Origin of the sequence: Microbacterium sp. LBN7, from assembly GCF_045690345.1 — a bacterium.
Classification (GTDB): Bacteria; Actinomycetota; Actinomycetes; order Actinomycetales; family Microbacteriaceae; genus Microbacterium.
Genome location: NZ_CP147856.1, coordinates 2,334,796 through 2,353,192, shown reverse-complemented (window position 1 = coordinate 2,353,192; position 18,397 = coordinate 2,334,796). Strand labels below are relative to the sequence as shown.

Annotated in this window: 16 protein-coding genes and 1 tRNA gene; 9 read left to right on the top strand and 8 right to left on the bottom strand. The window is 69.2% G+C overall.

Annotated features, from left to right (window positions below; translation table 11 throughout):
- Positions 1-38: 38 nt before the first annotated feature.
- Positions 39-956, top strand: coding sequence for a cation diffusion facilitator family transporter (locus LBN7_RS11310; RefSeq protein WP_407359674.1), 918 nt, complete (start codon positions 39-41; stop codon positions 954-956).
- Positions 957-965: 9 nt separating this feature from the next.
- On the opposite strand, the gene LBN7_RS11305 is transcribed toward LBN7_RS11310, so the two are convergent.
- The gene (locus tag LBN7_RS11305; protein WP_407359673.1) at positions 966-1,523 is read right to left on the bottom strand and encodes a MarR family winged helix-turn-helix transcriptional regulator; all 558 of its coding nucleotides are present in this window, start codon (positions 1,521-1,523) and stop codon (positions 966-968) included.
- A 103-nt stretch (positions 1,524-1,626) separates the two neighbouring features.
- Between LBN7_RS11305 and LBN7_RS11300 the strand changes: the two genes are divergently transcribed.
- Positions 1,627-2,373 (top strand): hypothetical protein, encoded by a 747-nt coding sequence (locus LBN7_RS11300; protein WP_407359672.1) that lies wholly within the window; start codon positions 1,627-1,629, stop codon positions 2,371-2,373.
- 61 nt (positions 2,374-2,434) lie between these two features.
- Here the strand turns inward: LBN7_RS11300 and LBN7_RS11295 are convergent, their stop codons facing one another.
- Positions 2,435-3,082, bottom strand: a complete 648-nt coding sequence (locus LBN7_RS11295; RefSeq protein WP_407359671.1) for a TetR/AcrR family transcriptional regulator — start codon at positions 3,080-3,082, stop codon at positions 2,435-2,437.
- Between the two features lie 75 nt (positions 3,083-3,157).
- Between LBN7_RS11295 and LBN7_RS11290 the strand changes: the two genes are divergently transcribed.
- Positions 3,158-4,087: an alpha/beta fold hydrolase gene (locus LBN7_RS11290; protein ID WP_407359670.1), complete on the top strand. Its 930-nt coding sequence runs from the start codon at positions 3,158-3,160 to the stop codon at positions 4,085-4,087.
- 21 nt (positions 4,088-4,108) lie between these two features.
- Here LBN7_RS11290 and LBN7_RS11285 read toward each other — a convergent pair whose 3' ends face one another.
- The 3 genes from LBN7_RS11285 to dcd all read right to left on the bottom strand — a co-directional run bounded on the left by LBN7_RS11285 (position 4,109) and on the right by dcd (position 5,778).
- Positions 4,109-4,639: a hypothetical protein gene (locus tag LBN7_RS11285; protein ID WP_407359669.1), complete on the bottom strand. Its 531-nt coding sequence runs from the start codon at positions 4,637-4,639 to the stop codon at positions 4,109-4,111.
- Between the two features lie 76 nt (positions 4,640-4,715).
- The gene (locus LBN7_RS11280; RefSeq protein WP_341947226.1) at positions 4,716-5,171 is read right to left on the bottom strand and encodes a hypothetical protein; all 456 of its coding nucleotides are present in this window, start codon (positions 5,169-5,171) and stop codon (positions 4,716-4,718) included.
- A gap of 1 nt (position 5,172) precedes the next feature.
- Entirely contained in the window at positions 5,173-5,778 is a 606-nt protein-coding gene (gene dcd / locus LBN7_RS11275) for a dCTP deaminase (protein ID WP_407359668.1), read from the bottom strand.
- Between the two features lie 120 nt (positions 5,779-5,898).
- On the opposite strand from dcd, the gene LBN7_RS11270 reads away from it, so the two are divergent.
- From LBN7_RS11270 to LBN7_RS11255, 4 genes are all read left to right on the top strand, one after another.
- Positions 5,899-10,347 (top strand): family 43 glycosylhydrolase, encoded by a 4,449-nt coding sequence (locus tag LBN7_RS11270; RefSeq protein WP_407359667.1) that lies wholly within the window; start codon positions 5,899-5,901, stop codon positions 10,345-10,347.
- Positions 10,348-10,457: 110 nt separating this feature from the next.
- Positions 10,458-10,531, top strand: a tRNA-Gly gene (locus tag LBN7_RS11265).
- A 128-nt stretch (positions 10,532-10,659) separates the two neighbouring features.
- Complete coding sequence (locus LBN7_RS11260) at positions 10,660-11,766, top strand: sensor histidine kinase (RefSeq protein WP_407359666.1); 1,107 nt, start codon at positions 10,660-10,662, stop codon at positions 11,764-11,766.
- Positions 11,763-12,470: a response regulator gene (locus tag LBN7_RS11255; RefSeq protein WP_407359665.1), complete on the top strand. Its 708-nt coding sequence runs from the start codon at positions 11,763-11,765 to the stop codon at positions 12,468-12,470. Before LBN7_RS11260 ends, LBN7_RS11255 begins: the two co-directional genes overlap by 4 nt.
- Here the strand turns inward: LBN7_RS11255 and LBN7_RS11250 are convergent.
- Positions 12,440-13,744 (bottom strand): alpha/beta fold hydrolase, encoded by a 1,305-nt coding sequence (locus tag LBN7_RS11250; RefSeq protein ID WP_165807975.1) that lies wholly within the window; start codon positions 13,742-13,744, stop codon positions 12,440-12,442. The genes LBN7_RS11255 and LBN7_RS11250 overlap by 31 nt on opposite strands.
- Before the next feature lie 135 nt (positions 13,745-13,879).
- Between LBN7_RS11250 and LBN7_RS11245 the strand changes: the two genes are divergently transcribed.
- On the top strand, positions 13,880-14,980 hold the full coding sequence (locus LBN7_RS11245; protein WP_407359664.1) for a serine hydrolase domain-containing protein: 1,101 nt from the start codon (positions 13,880-13,882) through the stop codon (positions 14,978-14,980).
- Positions 14,981-14,991: 11 nt separating this feature from the next.
- Here the strand turns inward: LBN7_RS11245 and LBN7_RS11240 are convergent, their stop codons facing one another.
- Together LBN7_RS11240 and LBN7_RS11235 are read right to left on the bottom strand one after the other, a co-directional pair.
- A complete protein-coding gene (locus LBN7_RS11240) occupies positions 14,992-15,564 on the bottom strand; it encodes a DUF2165 domain-containing protein (protein ID WP_116634009.1) in 573 nt (190 codons plus the stop codon).
- A gap of 61 nt (positions 15,565-15,625) precedes the next feature.
- Positions 15,626-16,954: an alpha-L-fucosidase gene (locus tag LBN7_RS11235; RefSeq protein ID WP_407359663.1), complete on the bottom strand. Its 1,329-nt coding sequence runs from the start codon at positions 16,952-16,954 to the stop codon at positions 15,626-15,628.
- Positions 16,955-17,041: 87 nt separating this feature from the next.
- Here LBN7_RS11235 and LBN7_RS11230 point away from each other — a divergent pair, with 87 nt between their 5' ends.
- Entirely contained in the window at positions 17,042-18,388 is a 1,347-nt protein-coding gene (locus LBN7_RS11230) for an alpha-L-fucosidase (protein WP_407359662.1), read from the top strand.
- The last annotated feature ends 9 nt before the right edge of the window (positions 18,389-18,397 follow it).

Genomic DNA, 18,397 nt, shown 5'->3' with positions numbered 1-18,397 from the left:
GTCCTGTCCACACGTCGCGACGGGAGTAGCCTGACCGCGTGACCGTGATCATCGCCTTCCTCGCCAACGTCCTGGTCGCGATCGCCAAGACCGTCGCCGCGATCCTCACGTCGTCGGCGTCCATGGTCGCCGAGGCGGCGCACTCGTGGGCGGATGCCGGCAACGAGATCTTCCTCCTCATCGCGGACCGCCGCGGTGCACGCACGAAGGACGCGCGGCATCCGCTCGGCTACGGACGGAACGCGTTCGTCTGGTCGCTCGTCGCGGCGTTCGGGATCTTCACCGCCGGGTCGATCGCGTCGATCATGCACGGCATCCAGGAGCTGTCCGTCGGCGGGCCGGTCGAGAGTCCGGTCATCGCCTATGTCGTGCTCGGCGTCTCGTTCGTGCTCGAAGGCGCCTCGTTCACGCAGGCGATGGTGAAGTCACGCCGACTGGCGAAGGAGCGCGGCTCCTCGACCTGGGACTTCGTGCTCTCGACGAGTGACACCACCCTGCGTGCGGTGTTCTTCGAGGACTCGGCCGCCCTGATCGGACTGGTGCTGGCGGGCGGCTCGATCCTCCTCCATCAGGTGACGGGCATCGCCGCCTGGGACGCCGTGGGGTCGATCCTCATCGGGATCCTGCTGGGTGTGGTCGCGATCATCCTGATCGGACGCAACATCGAGTTCCTGGTGGGCACCACGGCGTCGCCGAAGCTGCGGACGCGCGTCGGCACCGCACTCCTCGCCCTGCCGCAGATCGAGCGCGTGACGTATCTGCACATCGAGTACGTGGGGCCGAACCGGTTCTTCCTCGTCGCGGAGGTCGATCTGGCCGGCGACGAGCAGGAGCACGACGTGGCCCGGCGCCTGCGCGACGTGGAGCGGCAGATCGAGGCGCACGACGCGATCGAGACCGTGGTGCTGTCGCTCTCGGTCGACGACGAGCCATCGCTGGAGTTCGCGGTCACGTAGGACGACTGCTCAGCGCTGCCAGTTGTCGGCGAGCTTGTTCAGCAGCCGAGCGAGCTCGGTGCGTTCCTCCTCGGTGAACGCCGCCAGGGCGCCGGAGAGCATCTCCCGACGCTCGCCCCGCATGCCGCGCGCGAGCCTTCGGCCCTCGTCGGTGAGCGCGATGCGGGTGCGGCGCGCGTCGTCGGGATCGGCCTCGCGGCGCACGAAGCCTCGCTCGACCCCCTGCTGCACGAGACGCGAGGCCCGCGGCTGATCGACGCCGATCGCCTCTCCGAGAGCGCTGACGCTGAGCGGAGCGGATGCCGCGGCGAGCGCCTCCAGCATCCGGACGCGCGCAGGCCCGCCCATGCGTCCCGAGGGGTCGGCCATCCAGGGCGGCATGCCGGGGTGCCCGCGGTGGTGGTCGGCGTGCTCACCGCGCGGGCCGCCGTGCCAGCCGTGCGGGCCACCGCGCCCTCGTTCTCCGGCGCCTCGCTCTCCCGGCCCCCGCTCTCCGGGACGGCGACCGCGCAGACGGGAGAGCGCCTGGGCGATGGCTTCGGCGGGATCGTTCGGGTCGGTGGTCACGTATCGATTTTACATGCGACTTGACATGGATCATTACTGCATGTCACACTACATATACATGACATGTGACAAGCACATGCACACTGACATCCAAGGACTGCTCATGAACACCGATACACAGAACCCCCAGAACACCTCCCGCCCCTTCGGCTACTGGCTGAAGGCCGCCGACCGCCTCATGGCGGCCGAGTTCGCCACGGCCTTCGAGTCGGAGCAGGCAACCCGCCGCGACTGGCGGATCCTCAACGTCATCGACGGGACCGTCCCCGCGCGGCGCCCGCTGAACGACCACAAGCTGCATCGCCTCGTCGAGCGCGGCTGGGTCGCCGCAGACGGCGACGGTTGGACGCTCACCGACGAGGGCCGCGCGGCGAAGGAGCGCCTCGGCGCCATCGTCGACGGCATCCGTGCGAAGGTCCAAGGCGCCGTCTCCGACGAGGAGATGGCGACCACCCTCGCGTCGCTCGAGAAGATCGCCCGCACCTTCGGCTGGGACGAGGAGACCCCGCTTCCGCGTGGCCGTCGCCACGGCTTCGGCGGGCGCGGCGAAGGTCGCGGATTCCCGGGCCGATCCGGTCGACCCTTCGGCCGCGGGTTCGGTCCGGGCTTCGGTCCGGGGCGCGGCTTCGGTCGCGGCTTCGGCCCCGACGCCGACCGGCGTGACGACGAGTGCCGCCACGGCGAGCGCGGGCACGGCCACCACGGCCACCCGGGCTTCCGCGAGGGCGAGCACGGTGAGCGCGGAGACCACGGTCACCGCGGTCACGGCCTGCACCGTGCCGCGCGGTTCGCGCAGCACGCGTACGAGCGCGGCTTCGACGCGGGCTACAGCCGCGGTCGCGACGCCTGAGCTCCAGGCTCATGAACGAGGGAACGCCCCACTCGACACACCAGTCGGGTGGGGCGTTTCGTCACAGTCGGAGCAGCGCGACCGCGTCTTCATCAGCACCGGCCGCGCGCAGGCGTCCGCGCATGGCCGCGGCAGCCAGGGCGTACGGACGCTCGTCGCGCATGAGCAGCGAACGCGAGTTCGCCTGATCGTCCAGGGCGATCAACTCGAAGGCGAGCACCTCGACGTCATCGACCTCGATCTCGCCGGCGTCGACCGCGTAGCGGATCTGCACCCCGACATAGGCGTACCAGTCGGACAGCCCCGCGCGCACGGCATCGCTCACCGGGCCCGGCTTCGAGTCGACATCTGCCGCGGTCGCGGCGAAGAAGCACCCGCCGGTGAACACGCGATCGCGCGAGTAGACGAGACCGTTCCGCATCAGCGCCGCCAGGCGGCGGACTCCTCGAGGCTCCACCCGAGCGGGCTCGACGATCTGCGCGACGAAGATCTCGCGCGCCGCCGCGACGGTCGCGAGCTGCAGACCCTCTTTGCTCTGGAACAGGGTCGCGATGCTGCTCTTGCTGTAGCCCGATGCTTCGGCGAGCCGCCCGATGGTCAGACCGTCGAGCCCGTCGACCGACGCCAGATCGGTCGCGCTCTGCAGCACGACCCGACGCGAGGCGTCTCCGCGGGCCCTCCGCCCGTCCAGCACAGCGTGATCCGACATCCCCCTAGTATACGAACGATCGTTCGCCTACTATACGTATGATCGTTCGTATTGTTTCGGCGAAGGAGAGAACCCATGTCGTCCCTGCCTGCACTCATCGCCCGCGGTATCCGCACCACCGCCGCGGTATCCCCCGTGCTCGCCGGCGGACTCGCCCTGCGGGCGTTCTTCGCGACCGCACCGCGGATGCGCGTTCGGGAGTGGGATGCCACCACCCATGGTGAGGCTCGGTACCGCCGCCTCACCGCCCGCGGCATCGAGGTCGTCGGCTACGAGTGGGGAACAGGTCCGCGTACCGTGCTGGTGCTCCATGGCTGGCATGGCAGAGCCTCGCAGTTCGCGCCGCTCGTGCGGGAACTCGTGTCCGAGGGCTTCCGCGTCGTCTCGTTCGACGCCCCCGCGCACGGCGCATCGAAGGGCCGCCGCACCGACGTGCGCGACTGGGTCGCCCTGGCCGAGGAGCTGCAGGCGATCCACGGGCCCTTCGCGGCGATCGTCGGGCACTCCTTCGGCGCCCTCGCCGCACTGGCGGCCGCGCGGTCGACCGTGCCGACGCCGGCCGTGGTCGCCATCGCCGGCGGCGCAGGCCCCGACGCCTTCATCGACGAGTTCGTGCGCGAGTTCCGACTGGACCGAGCGACAGCAGACGACATGAAGGCCCGCTTCCGCCGACGGTTCGGCGCGGAGGAGACCACGACCGGAGCGTTGTCCGACGCGGCGACGCACCCCCTCCCCGACGACACGTCACTGCTCGTCGTGCACGATCGCGGCGACCGTCGGATGCCGGATGCCGACTCGCTGCGCCTGCGCACCGCACATGGTGAGCGCTCGCGACTGCTCCGCACCGACGATTGCGGGCACACCAGGGTGCTGTCGGCCGATGCCACCCTCGACGCGGTGGTGGCATTCGTGGCCGGCGGGCTTGCGGCCGTCGACGCGCTCGGCACGACCACCGGGCAGGCTCAGCCGAAATCGACGGATGCCGCGGTCAGGACCCCGGCGTGAGACGCGAGGCAGACGCCGACATCAGCTGAGGCCGACTCCGTCGCTCGCGCCTTCGTACCTCGCAAGGTAGCGCTTCGCAAACTTGTGTATGAAGCCGCTCGGCGAGTCCAGGAGTGGTCGCACCTGTGCGGCGTACGCCCCGGCCCGCATCTTTATGAGAGTACTGAGGGCTTGCCCCTCCACGTCCGGGTCGCCGAGTTGCGAGGCGATCTGCGGCGCATATGCCGCGAACTTCACGGAGCCGCACGCGAGGATGAACGATTGGCGACCACGCAGAGCGGCTGGATTCGTCACGATGGCGATGATCTGCTCGCACAAGTCGTCGTCGTCGCGCAGTGCGGGGTGCTCGGTGAGCAAGCCCCAGATGTCTGAGCCGTGCCTCCACACCACGTGTTCGAAGCTGTGCCACCCGGGGATGTAGACCCCTTCGCCATTCACCGCCCCGGGAAGCTCCGCTGGTCGCTCGCTCGGAACGAGCTCGCGCGCTTCGTCGAGCAGCGCCAGTATCGCCTCGCGAGCCTGCGCCCTCGTGAGCGTCTTGCCATCAACCATCAAACCCTCCGCGTTGCCGACGCAACGAATCGCTACGAGCGACCGAGCAGAAGAACCTCAAGGCGCCGGCGGGTCTTCAGAGTAGCGTCATGAACGCAGACGTTGCGGCCCCAGCGTCGGAGGTCGCGAACGGGAAGCTCCCGGAGCTCAGCAGGAACACGAGCAGCACGACCGCGGCGGCGAGCAGCACGAAGAGGAAGCCGTAGATCGCGACGGTGAGCCCACGGTAGCCGCCCGAGGTCGGGACCTCGGGCGCGACCGAGGGCTTGGCCCAGTCGTCCGCCACGGCAGCCGGCTGGTCGCCGTCGAGGATCGCGGGACGCGGACGCTCGGACGAGCGAAGACGAGCCTCGGGAGGCGGCGGGGGGATCACCGCCTCGGGAACCGCGGTCTCCGACGGCGGCGGGGTGAGGAGTCCCTCCGGGATCGGGATCTCGGGGGGAGGCGGCGGGATGACGGCATCCGCGGGCGCGATCACCGGTTCCTCCGGGGTGACCGGTTCTTCCGGAGTCGTGCCGCTGCCGTCGCTCATGTCAGCCCCCTGCTGCTCCGACGTCGGTCACGCCGACATCCGTCCGATGGAAGTTCTGGAAGGAGCGAGAGGCCGTCGGCCCCCGCTGGCCCTGGTACCGGTTGCCGTAGGGGCCGGAGCCGTAGGGGTTATCCGCCGGAGACGTGAGACGGAAGAAGCACAGCTGGCCGATCTTCATCCCGGGCCAGAGCTTGATCGGCAGGGTCGCGACGTTCGCGAGCTCGAGAGTCACGTGCCCGGTGAACCCCGGGTCGATGAATCCGGCGGTCGAGTGCGTGATCAGGCCGAGGCGGCCGAGCGACGACTTGCCCTCGAGGCGCGCGGCGACGTCGTCGGGGAGGCTGACCTGCTCGAACGTCGCCCCCAGCGCGAACTCCCCCGGGTGGAGGATGAACGGCTCGTCCGGCTTCACCTCGATGAGACGGGTGAGCTCGGGCTGATCCTCGGCCGGATCGATGAACGGGTACTTGTGGTTGTCGAACAGCCGGAAGTACCGGTCGAGGCGCACGTCGATGCTCGACGGCTGGATCATCTCCGGCTCGTGCGGTTCCAGGCCGACGCGGCCCGATGCGAGTTCTGCCCTGATGTCGCGATCGCTGAGAAGCACGGGTTCAGCCTAGTTGTCCCCTGCGCTCTTGTCGGAAGCATCGTCATCCGCTAGATTGTGTTGACGTCGACATGTTGACGTCAACACATATCGGAATGGACAAGGATGTCTGAAAGAAGAGTGACCTCACCCCGGCGCGCGCTCGCCATGGCCGCAGTCCTCGCGGCGACAGCGAGCGGTCTCGCCGCCCTCCCTCAGGCGGCCAGCGCCGCTGAACCCGATCTCACCCTCACACCGAATCCGGCATACGCCGGCGGGCCCTTCCAGGGGTGGGGATCGAGTCTCGTCTGGATGGCGAATGCCACCGGCTCCTACCCGGAAGGGCTGCGCGACGAGCTCATCGACAAGGTGTTCGGTGACGACGGCCTGAACCTCAACATCGCGCGCTACAACATCGGCGGCGGCAACGCCTCCGATGTGCCCGACTACCTGCGCCCCGGAGGCGCGGTGCCCGGTTGGTGGAACTCCGACGCTCCCCTGTCGGACGAGAACGGCGAGATCACCTCGACCTACGCCGACCGCGACCGCTTCCGCGCCGCGTGGACGGGCGAGAACGCGAGCGACTACGACTTCTCAGCGGATGCCGCGCAGCTCGCCTGGGTGTCGGCGATCAAGGACCAGGTCGACACCTGGGAGGCCTTCAGCAACTCGCCGCCTTACTTCCTGACCGAGAGCGGATTCGTCAGCGGCGGCACCGACGCCTGGGCCGACCAGATCCGCCAGGACTCGCTCGGCACCTTCGCGACCTACGTCAAGACGGTCGTCCAGCACGTCGAAGAGACCCAGGGCATCTCCTTCGACACGATCAACCCCCTGAACGAGCCGAACACCAACTACTGGGGCACGACTCTCGGCGACGACGGCTGGCCCACGAGCGCGAGCCGTCAGGAAGGCGCGCACGCCGGACCCGCTCTGCAGGCCGAGGTGCTCAAGGCCCTCGCCGCCGAACTCGCCGAGCCCGACACCACGACAGATGCCGCGATCTCCGGCCCCGACGAGACCAACCCCGACCGCTTCGTCGAGGACTGGAACGGATGGGACGCCGAGGCGCGCGACGTGGTCGCCCAGCTCAACGTGCACACCTACGGCACGGGCGGCCGGCACCTCGCCCGCGACATCGCGAAGAGCGCAGACAAGCCGCTGTGGATGAGCGAGGTCGAGGGCAACTGGGGCGGCGACAGCTGGAACCCGGATGCCATCGAGAACGGTCTCGGCATCGCCCAGCTGGTCAGCGACGACCTGCGCGAACTCGAGTCGGACGCCTGGGTGCTCTGGCAGCCGGTCGAAGACCTCTACAACATGGAGAAGGTCGAGAAGAAGAACTGGGGGTCGATCTTCATCGACTTCGACTGCAACGCCGACGGCGATTCCGCCCGCCGGATCGCCGACGGCGACGCAGACCCTTCCTGCGGCATCCGCACGAACGCGAAGTACAACACGCTGCGCAACTTCACGCACTACATCGAGCCGGGCGACCATCTCGTCAGCGCCGGCGATGACGACACCACGGCGGCGATCGACGGCGACGGCTCGGGCGCGACGCTCGTGCACACGAACACGAGCGACCAGGAGCGCACGATCACGATCGACCTGTCGCTCTTCGGCGACATCGACCAGGGTGCGACCGTGACCCCGATCGTGACGACCGAGTCCCCGGCATCCGACCCCGAGGCGAACGCGCTCCGCACCGGCAGCGAGGTGCCCGTGGCCGCCGACGGGACGGCGACGCTGACGGTGCCCGCGAAGTCGGTGACCACGTTCGTGGTCGCCGGTGTCGAGGGTGTCGCCGACGAGGCACCGGCCCTGCGCGACGGCGAGTCCTACACCCTCACCGGGGTGCAGAGCGGGCACGCGCTCACCGTGGTCGCCGACAGCATCCAGCTCGGCAGCGCCCGCGAACCCGAGCTGATCGACGCGCAGACCTGGACGGCGACGCTCATCGACGACCAGCCCGGCACGTCGCGCGACCGCTTCGCCCTGCGCGCCGCCGACGGTCGCACGCTCGTCGCCGACGGCGACAGCACGGTCCTCCGCGACGTCGACGATGCCACGGCATCCGCCGACCCCTCGGCGCTGTGGATGATGACGACGACGAACGGCACGACGTTCAGCCTGCTCAACGCCGGCCGCGGGAAGGTGCTCGACGTCGGAGGCTCTTCGACATCCGTCGGCGCCTCCGTCGGCGTCTGGCAGTCGAACTGGGGCGCCAACCAGCAGTGGCGACTCGACGAGGCGCGCGATGAGATCGCTCCGTACGCGAGCTTCCGCCCCGGCCAGGAGTGGCTCGACACGAACGGCGAGGTCATCCAGGCCCACGGCGGTCAGGTGGTCCCCTCGACGGACGACGGCGGCCGCACGATCTACTACCTGTACGGCGAGGACCGCACCAACGGCTACCACTCGGCACCGGGCGTGCACGTCTACAGCTCGTACGACCTCTACAACTGGGAGGACCGCGGCGTCGCGCTGCGCGCCCTGGCATCGGAGGAGCAGTTCGACGAGCCGTACTTCGACGCCCTGTACGGCGACTACTCGCAGGAGCAGAAGGATGCCGTGTACCGCGACCTCGGCACCGTGCCGGTCGATGGCGTGACCCCGCCGATCATCGAGCGTCCGAAGGTCATCTACAACGAGAGCACCGGCAAGTGGGTGATGTGGGCCCACATGGACGGTCCCTCCGCGACCTCGTCGGCGCAGTACGCGAAGGCCAACGCGGGTGTCGCCGTGGCGGATTCGCCCTTCGGGCCCTTCCGCTACATCGACAGCTACCGGCTGAACTACGCGCCGGCGGATGCCGATCCGCCGAACAACGCCCCGAACAACCGCGGCATGGCGCGCGACATGAACCTGTTCGTCGATGACGACGGGACCGGGTACATCATCTACTCGAGCGAGGAGAACGCCACCATGTTCATCTCGAAGCTCAACGACGAGTACACCGACCTCGCGACTCCCGCGGACGAGGCCGTGCTCGGGGTGGACTACAACCGCATCTTCGTGAACCAGTCCCGGGAATCCCCGGCGATCTTCCAACACGACGAGCGGTACTTCCTGATCACGTCCGGGACGACGGGGTGGAGCCCCAACCCGTCGCGGTGGGCGACGTCGACCGACCTCATGGGCGCGTGGACCGAGATGGGCGATCCGTTCCCGTGGTGGGCGCAGAGCAATTCGTGGAACTCGCAGCCCTCCTCGGTGATCCCGGTCGATCCCGATCACGGGAAGTACATCTACATGGGCGACCGCTGGAACGGCGGCACCGATCTGAAGAACGCGCAGATGGTGTGGCTGCCGATCAGCATGGGCGAGGGCGGAGACTCCCTCTCGGTCGAGGTGCACGACGAGTGGACTCTCGATCAGCTCGACCAGTGGTCGGCGTGGGATGTCTCGGCGGTTCCGGAGACGATCCCGGTCGGCGGCAGCTTCGATGTGCCGGTCGTGAACGTGACCCGGAATGGCGTCGCGACCGAGCAGCCGGTCACCTGGAGCTTCTCCGGTTCGTTCGACGTGCCCGGCATCGTGACAGCGACGGGCACTCTCCCGGAGTTCGGCGGGCGCACCTTCACCCGCACGATCGCCGTCGTGCCCGACGGGCTCCGCTACGCGGTGAACGCCGGCGGTCAGGAGACGGCGGACTGGCTGGCGCTGCGGGAAGCCGCGGGCGTGAGCGACATGCAGAACACCGGTGCGGACCAGGCGTTCGGCGAGGACGCCGAGACCGGCGCATCCTGGGGCTACATCAGCGAAGGCAGCAAGACGTCGGGGTCCGCGGACGGCACCATGTTCTCCACCTTGCGCTACGCCGTCGAGGGGCGCGACATCGCGTACCGCTTCGGCGACCTCGAGCCCGGGAGCTACAGCGTGCACGTCGGCTACGCGGATCCGTGGGATCAGTGGGACGACCGCGGCGCGCGGGTGAGCGTCAACGGCACCGTCGTCGAGGAGGACCACGACTACGTCGCGGCCGACGAGACGCGCAGCTACGGCGACATCACCGTGGACGATGCCGGCGAGATCGAGCTGGTGCTCTCACCGACGCGCGACGCCGACGTGCAGGTGAGCTGGATCATGGTGACGCGCGACGAGCCGACGACCCCGGCGGATCCCGAGATCGCGATCTCCGCGGATGCCGTCACCGCCGGCGACCGCATCACCGTCGAGGTCGCCGGACTCGAGCCGGAGGAGGACGTGTCGTTCGCGCTGCACTCCGACCCGGTGGACATGGGCACGGTGACGGCCGACGCGGCCGGAGCAGCGTCGCTGACGTGGAGTGTGCCGACGAGCGTTCCGGCGGGCCAGCACCACGTCGTGATGACACGGGCCGACGGCTCGGAGTTCCGCGCCGCACTGACCGTGCGGGCGGCGGACCCCGGCACCGGACCGGGAACCGGGCAGCCGGGAACCGGCACCGGCGGAAACGGCGGAGCCTCCAGCGGCACGAGCGGCGGAGGCGGACTCGCGGCGACCGGGCTGGACGGCAACGCGCTCACCGTGACTCTGGCCCTGGCGGCCCTCCTGCTCGTCGGCGGCGGACTCGCCTTCGCCGAACGGCGACGCTGGCGCCGCTGACTCATCGACGCACGGGGCCATCGTGGAACAGCATCCGCGGTGGCCCCATGCTTTTGCCATCCGGCGGCGGGCAGGTAGGCTTGCGTTCACCCGCTCCTCGGAACGGGTTCGGGACTGTAGTTCAATGGCAGAACTTCTGCTTCCCAAGCAGATAGCGCGGGTTCGATTCCCGTCAGTCCCTCCATGTGAGTCCTTTCCGCACCGGGCGAATCCGTCCGAAGTGCCGATGACAGATAGGTCTCTGGTACGACGCGCTCCCGGATCATGATCGATACGGTGGGATCGTCCGCTGCACGCCCGAGGAGTCCGTCCATGCCCCGCATCGATGTCTGCCTCGCAGCGGCGGTGTGGCTGGCGGGCGTCTGCACCGTGATCGGGCAGGCGCAGTCCGGGGCCGAGTGGGTGATTGTCACGGCTTTCGCGGCCGCGTGCAGCGCCCCGCTGCTGTGGCGCAGCGTCGCTCCGCTTCGGGTCGTCGCGGTGATCGGCGCCGTGGGACTCATCGGCCAGCTGCTCCCGACCTCATCGCTGCTCGACGGACCTTTCCTCCTCGCCTTCGCGCTCGCGATCGGCACGGCGGGTTCCTCTGCCGACGGCTGGCGCCCCGTGCTCGTGGTCACCGCAGCGATCCTGCCTTCACTCATCGTCGGAGCGTGGCAGGCGGAGGACGTGGGCGGGTCCGTGCTCACCGTCGGCTGGCTGGCGCTCGCCTTCACGATCGGTCGTGCGATCGGGCTGCGCCGCTCGTACCTGGCGGTTCGCGCGGCGAACCTGCGGCTCGAGCGCGCGCGGGAGATCGAACGCGAACTCGCGGCCGAACGACTGGCGATCGCACGCGATCTTCACGACGTGATCGCGCAGTCGGTCGAGACGGTCTCGATGCAGGCGACCATCGGTGCGCACCTCTTCGACAGCGACCCGGGCGCGGCGCGCGACGCGCTGCTGCGGATCCGGAGCGCCAGCACGAGCACCTCGCGCAGCATCCGCGAGATGCTCGGAGTCATGCGTGCGTCCGATCAGCCGAGCGACCGCCTGGCGGGCCTCGAGGACCTCGCGGACCTCGTCTCGGCAGCCCGGAGCGAGACGTGCGCGGCCTCGTTCGCGATCAGCGGCGAGCCCCGCGTCGTCGATTCGTCGATCGGCCCGGCGCTGTACCGGGTCGTTCAGGAGGCCCTGACGAACGTGCGTCGGCACGCGCGGGCCTCCCTCGTCACCGTCGAGCTCGCGTGGCAGCCGGCCGAGATCGCGGTGACGGTCGCAGATGACGGCGTGGGCGCATCCGATGACCTCGCGGAGGGCTACGGTCTGCGCGGCATGCGCGAGCGGCTGGCCCTGATCGGCGGCCGACTCGAGATCGACACCGAGGCTCAGCGCGGCTTCCGCGTGCGCGCGAGCGTCCCGACCGAGGCGGTTCCATGATCACGGTGCTGATCGTCGACGACCATCAGCTGGCCAGAGCGGGCCTGCGGGCGCTGATCGATTCCGAGCACGATCTGCGCGTCGTCGGCGAGGCGGGAGACGGTCCGAGCGCCGTGACGAAGAGCCGTGAGCTGCGACCCGACGTGGTGCTCATGGACATCAGGATGCCCGGCGGAGACGGTCTCTCGGCCACGCGCGCCATCACCGCCGACCCGGAGCTGGTGCACACCAGGATCGTTGTGCTGACGAGCTACGACTCCGACGACTCGGTATCGACCGCTCTCAAGCACGGCGCGAGCGGCTACCTGCTGAAGGACTTCGAGGCCCCGGCGCTCGTGCAGGCCATCCGCACCGTGGTCGCCGGCGACGCGCTGCTGGCCCCGGCGATCGCTCGCCGGATCGCCGAGACATGGTCGCCCGCTGACACCCGACCCGATCCGGCGACGGAACCCCGGTTGGCGGATCTGACAGAACGCGAGCGCGACGTGCTGCTGCTCGTCGCGCAGGGCCGGAACAATGCCGAGATCGCCGCCGAGCTCCACATCAGCCACGGCACGGTCAAGACTCATGTCAGTCGAGCCCTGACCAAGCTGGGCGCCCGAGATCGAGCGCAGCTGGTGATCATCGCCTACGAGACCGGGATGGCGGGGCCGCCTCGCCCTGTCGTCCGCGATCAGCGTGACGGGTCCTCCTCTCCGTCATAGCCGCGGAGCTGGTCGCCCGCGAGGAACCCCAGGATCGCCTCCAGGTATGCGGGGCCGGCCTGATCGGTGATGCCGTGCCCGGCGCCGGGCAGGTAGACCAGCGTCGAGGCCGGCAGAGCATCCCGGTAGTCCCGGGTATCGACCCACGGCACGTAGTCGCATTCCGCCCGGAGGACCAGGGCGGGGGTGTCCAGGTTCCGCAGAGCCGGGCGCGGATCGGGCACCGTCTCGAAGTCGGCGTTCGTCATCTGGTTCGTGTAGAAGCCCTGCGGGTTCTGGTGGACCTCGCCGTCGCCGGGCGGCCCTCCGGGGCAGCTCGCCAGATGGCGTCCGGTGACGGCGATCTCGTGCAACCGCGAATCGGCCTCCGCATCGCCGATCAGAGAATGCGAAGCCTGAGGGTTGTTCTCCAGCAGGACCGACTGCAGCAGGAATCGCGGATCCGAGGTGAGCTCGTCGTACCGCTCGCGGTCGGCCCCGGTGAGCTCGCCCCACGGATCCACATCCGTGTCGGGGTGCGCGGCCGGCCAGATCTCGCCCGGCGAGGTGAAGACGACCTTGTCCACCCGATCCGGATGCGCGGCCAGGTACTGCGCCGCCAAGGAGCCGCCCCAGGACTGCCCGATCACGATCAGCCGTTCGGCGCCGATCAGCTCTCGCACCGCTTCGAGATCGGCGACGTTGCGTTCGACCGTGTAGCCGGTGACGTCGCTCAGCCTGGTGGAGCGACCCGCGCCGATCTGGTCGTAGCTATACACGTCGTAGCCCGCCGCGTTCAGTTCGGCGGTGCCGTAGGGCAGGCCCTCGCTGGGGGTGCCGGGGCCGCCGTGCAGGAAGACGACCGGCACCGGCTTCGTCGGACCGGTCGCGGGGCTCGTGGTGTACGCCAGTCGACTGCCGTCGGGCAGTTCCCAGAACGCCACACCTGCGGGAATCGGCGCCGATGGCTGCACGGGGAACGGCTGCAGGAAGGTGAGGCCGAAGAGAAGCGCCAGAGCGGCCGACCATGCGACGCTCACGATCAGAGCCGGCCGCCACCCGCGCCCTGCGACGGCTGATCCTGCGCGACCGATCAGCAGGGCGACGACGAAGGCGACCACGAGCCCGGCCCCGAGGAAGAGCACGGCGGACGGGAGCTCGGCGGCCACGAGCAGGATCGCGAACGCGCCGGCGACCACCGCGACCAGGCACCCGATCGCGACGATCAGGACGCCGAAGAATCTTCGGGCGATGCGGACGGAGGGGCGTGTGCGGTGGTGTTCAGAGGTGGTCACGTCGATCGACGCTACGAGAGCCGCAGATCGCACGCGTCCGGCGGGAGGTCGAACCCGCGTCTGTCTCCGGTCGCACGGCCGAGTCCGTCTGGCGGGTGATTCGCTCGCTCCGCGCACCGTGTTTCAATCGAGGGCATGACGAAGCCTCTGCTCTCTGTTCTCGAAGACCATGTCTCGCGCGGTACGGCCCCGGGAATCGTCGTCGTTCGCGGCAGCGCCGACGGACCGGACGAGGTCTTCACGGCGGGTGATCTGCCGGCCGATGCGATCGTGCGCATCCAGTCGATGACGAAGCCGGTCCTGGCGGTCGCCGCACTGCGCCTCGTGCAGGACGGGCGCCTCGGTCTCGACGACCCGATCGAGCGATGGCTCCCGGAGTTCGCGGATCGTCAAGTGCTGCGCACGCCCGATTCGCCACTCGATGATGTCGAGCCGGCGGAGTCGCCGATCATGGTGCGGGATCTGCTGACGAACATGTCGGGGTACGGCATGATGACGGCGCCGTGCCCGTTGCAGGATGCGATGATCGCCAACCGGACACAGGCCGGTCAGGAACCCGTCGCCCTCGGTGCGCAGGAATGGTTGGACGCCCTCGCCGCCCTGCCGCTCGCCTTCCAGCCGGGGACCGGATGGCGCTACCACCACTCCTTCGGGATCCTCGGCATCCTGCTCTCCCGCCTGGTCGACGGGTCACTCGAGGATCACCTTCGCGCCGACCTGTTCGCGCCGCTCGGCATGGTCGACACCGGGTACACCGTGCCGATCGAGCAGGCGCATCGGCTGCCTGCCGCGTATCGCCACGACGAGAGCGGCGCGCTGGTGGAGATCGAACCCGCGGCCGGCGGGTTCTCCGTCGCCCCGGCCCCGTTCGACCTGAGCCATTCGGAGCTCGTGTCCACGGCATCCGACTATGCAGCATTCGCGCGGATGCTCGCCGCCGGCGGTGTCCACGGCGGTGAGGTGTTCCTCGAGCCGCAGCTGCTCGAGCTGCTGCGCACGGATCAGGTGCCCGACGCGGCGAAGGCGGAGGACAGCTTCTTCCCCGGGTTCTGGAACGCGACCGGCTGGGGCTTCGGCGTCGCCGTCGTCACGGAGGGCGATCACGCCGGACGCTACGGCTGGTCCGGCGGCCAGGGCACCGACTTCTCCATCGACCCCGACGGGTCCTTCCAGATCGTGCTCACACAGGTCGAGATGGGCGAAGCCGTCATGGAGCTGTTCGCAGACACCCTCTGACGAGGGGTCACTCAGGCGGCAGCACCGGTCTCCCACCGCGGTGACGGCAGATGGATCAGCACCAGCCCGATGGCCGCGATCACGGCGTTCCGGAAGGCGGGATCGAGACCGTTCCAGGCAGTCGAGCGCCACATCTGGAACCACTCTCCGCCGATCGAGATGAAGCCGCCGACGAACAGCAGGATGATCATGACCAGTCCGACGGACGACCACACCCGCGCGGCATGGAACCCGTGGCCGAAGAATCCGCGGACGAAGAACACGACCGCGGTGATCAGGACGATGGCACTGGCCGACTCCCAGACGATCACGCCGATGTACGCGATGTTCCACACCACCGGGTCGGTGATGGCCCGCCACATCACATCGGGATCCAGGCCCTTGCCGGCATCCTGCCCGAAGTTGGTGGTGTCCATGGCCAGGACGTGCTGCACGAAATCGAAGTTCGTGCCGTAGTCGGTGATGTTGCCCAGGGCGACGAGGAAGATGTAGAGCCCGTTCACGAGAACGAGTGCGGCGGCCGCGAACGGAAGCGAGCCGAGAACGTGCCAGCGGGGTTCGACCCCGGTGCGAGCGTCGGTCATGGCCACAAGATAGTGGACGAGGGCGATGCGGTGCCAGGCTTTCGCGCAGGGGGACCTCTCGTCAAACCCGCGGCCGGAAGGAGATCGCGATCGGCGTCGCTGCATCCTCCGTCTCGACCAGGATGGCACCGTCGACCCGCATCGCGCTCACCGGCGACTCGCCGATCCGGGCCGTCGCCTCGTCGACTACGCCGTCCGGGTCCGGCAGCCGGATGCGGCCCCGCTGATCGGTCACCGCGTGGATCTCCTCTCCGGAGCGGGTCCATCGCAGCCACGGAGCATCCGACGGCCGCAGACGCTCTTCGGGGTGCGCACCGAAAACGGCATGGCCGTGCCGGCTGTTCCACTCCCCGATCCCCTCGAGCGTCCGCCGCTGCAGGTCGGGTATGCGACCGGATGCTTCGAGTCCGATGTTGAGCAGGAGGTTGCCGCCGCGCGAGACGACGTCGACCAGCAGCCGCACGGCGTCGTCGGCCGAGAGCATGTGCCCACTCGTCTCGTTGCGGTTATGCCCGAAGGACAGTCCGATGCCGCGGCAGTTCTCCCAGGCCTCGCCGACCTCGACGGCCGTGCCGTGCACGTACTCGCTCGTGCGGAAGTCCCAGTGCGATTCCCCCCATCGGTCGTTGACGACGCCGTGGGGCACCGCGTCGTAGAACGTGCGGAAGGCGTGGGCGAGGCTCTTCGGCCCCGGCTCGATCCCCGCCGCCGGCCAGCGGACGTCGCCCCACAGGACATCGGGGCTGTACCGCTCGATCAGGTCGATCACGTGATCATGCGCGTACTCGGCGTAGGCGAGATCGTCCGGGGCCGGATCGTCATCGTGCTCGATGGGCGGCAGATCGGAGAAGCGCCAGTCGAGCCCGCCGGAGTAGTAGACCCCGAAGCGGAGGCCCGCGGCGCGCGTCGCCGCGGCGAAGGCGCCGACAAGGTCCCGCCGCGGGCCGCGAGCGACCGTGTTGCGACCCTCGGTCCCCGGCGCATCCCAGAGCGTCACGCCGTCGTGGTGCTTCGTGGTCGGGATGAAGTACCCGGCGCCCGTCGCCGCGACCACGGCCAGCACCTCGTCGGGGTCGAACTCCTCGGCCTTCCATTCGTCGAGGAAGTGGTCGTACGGCGCACCGCCGTGCACGGTCTGCTGATGCTCGTGCGCCGGCGAACCCTCGATGCGGATCGTGTTCGCGTACCACTCCGCGTAGGGATTGTGCGAGTACCACTGCTCCCGAGGCACCGCTCCGAGCTCCCCCGTCGGCTCCGCCCACGCAGGAACGGAGTACGGCCCCCAATGCACGAAGATCCCGAGCGCCGCACCGCGGAACCACTCCGGCAGCGGACGCTCGAACCCGCGGTACGCCTCTGGCCTCACAGCATCCGGTTTGAACATCGCCATTCTCGGCTCCTTCCGTCACACCCTTGTGGGTCGGATCGTCTATCACGTATCCTATAGGAAATACGACCCTCAAAGGAGAGAGTTTTCATGACCGACGCATCGTTCCTCCGTGCGACCGAGCGAATCCCCGGCGGTGAATGGTTCAGCGGCGCGGGCTTCGGCATCTTCGTGCACTGGGACCAGGCCTCGCAGCAGGGCATCGAGATCTCCTGGCCGCTGGTCGGGCGCTCGATCATCCCCGGCGTGGACGACGTCGACGACGCGGTCACCGTCGCCGGCTATCAGTCCACTGCCCCGACGTTCAACCCGACCGAATGGGATGCTGCCGACCTCGCCCGCCGCGTCAAGGCGGCCGGCGCGACCTATGTCGTCTTCACCGCGCGCCACCACGCCGGCTACAACATGTTCTTCACGGAGCAGTCCGACTTCGGCATCGAGCACGGCCCGTTCGGGCGCGACATCACCCGCGAGATCGTCGACGCCGTGCGCGCCGAGGGACTGAAGGTCGGTATCTACTACAGCCTCCCCGACTGGAACCACCCCGACTATCCCGCTTTCCGCGACGAGGACCTGCCCTACAAGCTCGAGCACTGGCCCGCTGCCGGGCTCGCCGAGTTCGCGGACACCCCCGACGCCACCGACCGGCACCGCCGCTCGAGCCCCGAGGAATGGTCGCGCTACCTCGAGTACGTCCGCGCCCAGCTGCGCGAACTGCTCACGAACTACGGCACGGTCGACCTGCTCTGGTTCGACGGCGACTGGGAGCGCTCGGCCGCCGAATGGACCGCACCGGGACTGCGCCGCCTCATCAAGGAACTGCAGCCGGATGTCGTGATCAACGACCGCCTCCCCGGCCAGGGCGACTATCGCACCCCGGAGCAGGGCTTCCCGCTCACCGTCCCGACCGGTCCGTGGGAGCTGTGCCTCACGATCGGCGACCACTGGGCGTGGCGCCGGGGCCCCGACAACGAGAAGTCCGCGCGGTCCCTGCTCGCGACCCTGATCGACGTGGTCGCCCGCGGTGGCAACCTGCTGCTCAACGTGGGCCCCGGTCCGGACGGCACGCTGCCGGCGATCGAGAACGAGCGCCTGCATGAGTTCGCCGACTGGATGGCGGCGCACGCCGAATCGGTGATCGGCGTCGAGCCCACGCAGGGCGTCGACTTCCACGGCCCCAGCACCGCCCGAGAGGAACGCCTGTACCTGCACCTCACCGCGCTCCCGGTCGACGAGGTCATCGTGCGCGGCCTGCCGGTACGGCGGATCACCCGCGTGCACCGCCTCGCCGACGGCCTCGAACTGCAGCATGACGCCAACTTCGAGGTGCACGAGTCCTCCACAGCGGGCGACGAATCCGGCGAGCTGCGCATCGTCGCCCCCGCGCCCAGCGGCGCCCTGATCGACGTGATCGCCATCGACTTCTCCGACGACTGACCCGAGCAG

What these genes read in the sequence shown, in the direction of transcription:
- LBN7_RS11230 (WP_407359662.1), top strand. Translation starts at nt 17,042, where the DNA reads ATGACCGACGCATCGTTCCTCCGTGCGACCGAGCGAATCCCCGGCGGT.
- LBN7_RS11290 (WP_407359670.1), top strand. Translation starts at nt 3,158, where the DNA reads ATGTCGTCCCTGCCTGCACTCATCGCCCGCGGTATCCGCACCACCGCC.
- LBN7_RS11245 (WP_407359664.1), top strand. Translation starts at nt 13,880, where the DNA reads ATGACGAAGCCTCTGCTCTCTGTTCTCGAAGACCATGTCTCGCGCGGT.
- LBN7_RS11240 (WP_116634009.1), bottom strand. Translation starts at nt 15,564, where the DNA reads ATGACCGACGCTCGCACCGGGGTCGAACCCCGCTGGCACGTTCTCGGC.
- LBN7_RS11295 (WP_407359671.1), bottom strand. Translation starts at nt 3,082, where the DNA reads ATGTCGGATCACGCTGTGCTGGACGGGCGGAGGGCCCGCGGAGACGCC.
- LBN7_RS11255 (WP_407359665.1), top strand. Translation starts at nt 11,763, where the DNA reads ATGATCACGGTGCTGATCGTCGACGACCATCAGCTGGCCAGAGCGGGC.
- LBN7_RS11280 (WP_341947226.1), bottom strand. Translation starts at nt 5,171, where the DNA reads ATGAGCGACGGCAGCGGCACGACTCCGGAAGAACCGGTCACCCCGGAG.
- LBN7_RS11260 (WP_407359666.1), top strand. Translation starts at nt 10,660, where the DNA reads ATGCCCCGCATCGATGTCTGCCTCGCAGCGGCGGTGTGGCTGGCGGGC.
- LBN7_RS11300 (WP_407359672.1), top strand. Translation starts at nt 1,627, where the DNA reads ATGAACACCGATACACAGAACCCCCAGAACACCTCCCGCCCCTTCGGC.
- LBN7_RS11285 (WP_407359669.1), bottom strand. Translation starts at nt 4,639, where the DNA reads ATGGTTGATGGCAAGACGCTCACGAGGGCGCAGGCTCGCGAGGCGATA.
- LBN7_RS11235 (WP_407359663.1), bottom strand. Translation starts at nt 16,954, where the DNA reads ATGGCGATGTTCAAACCGGATGCTGTGAGGCCAGAGGCGTACCGCGGG.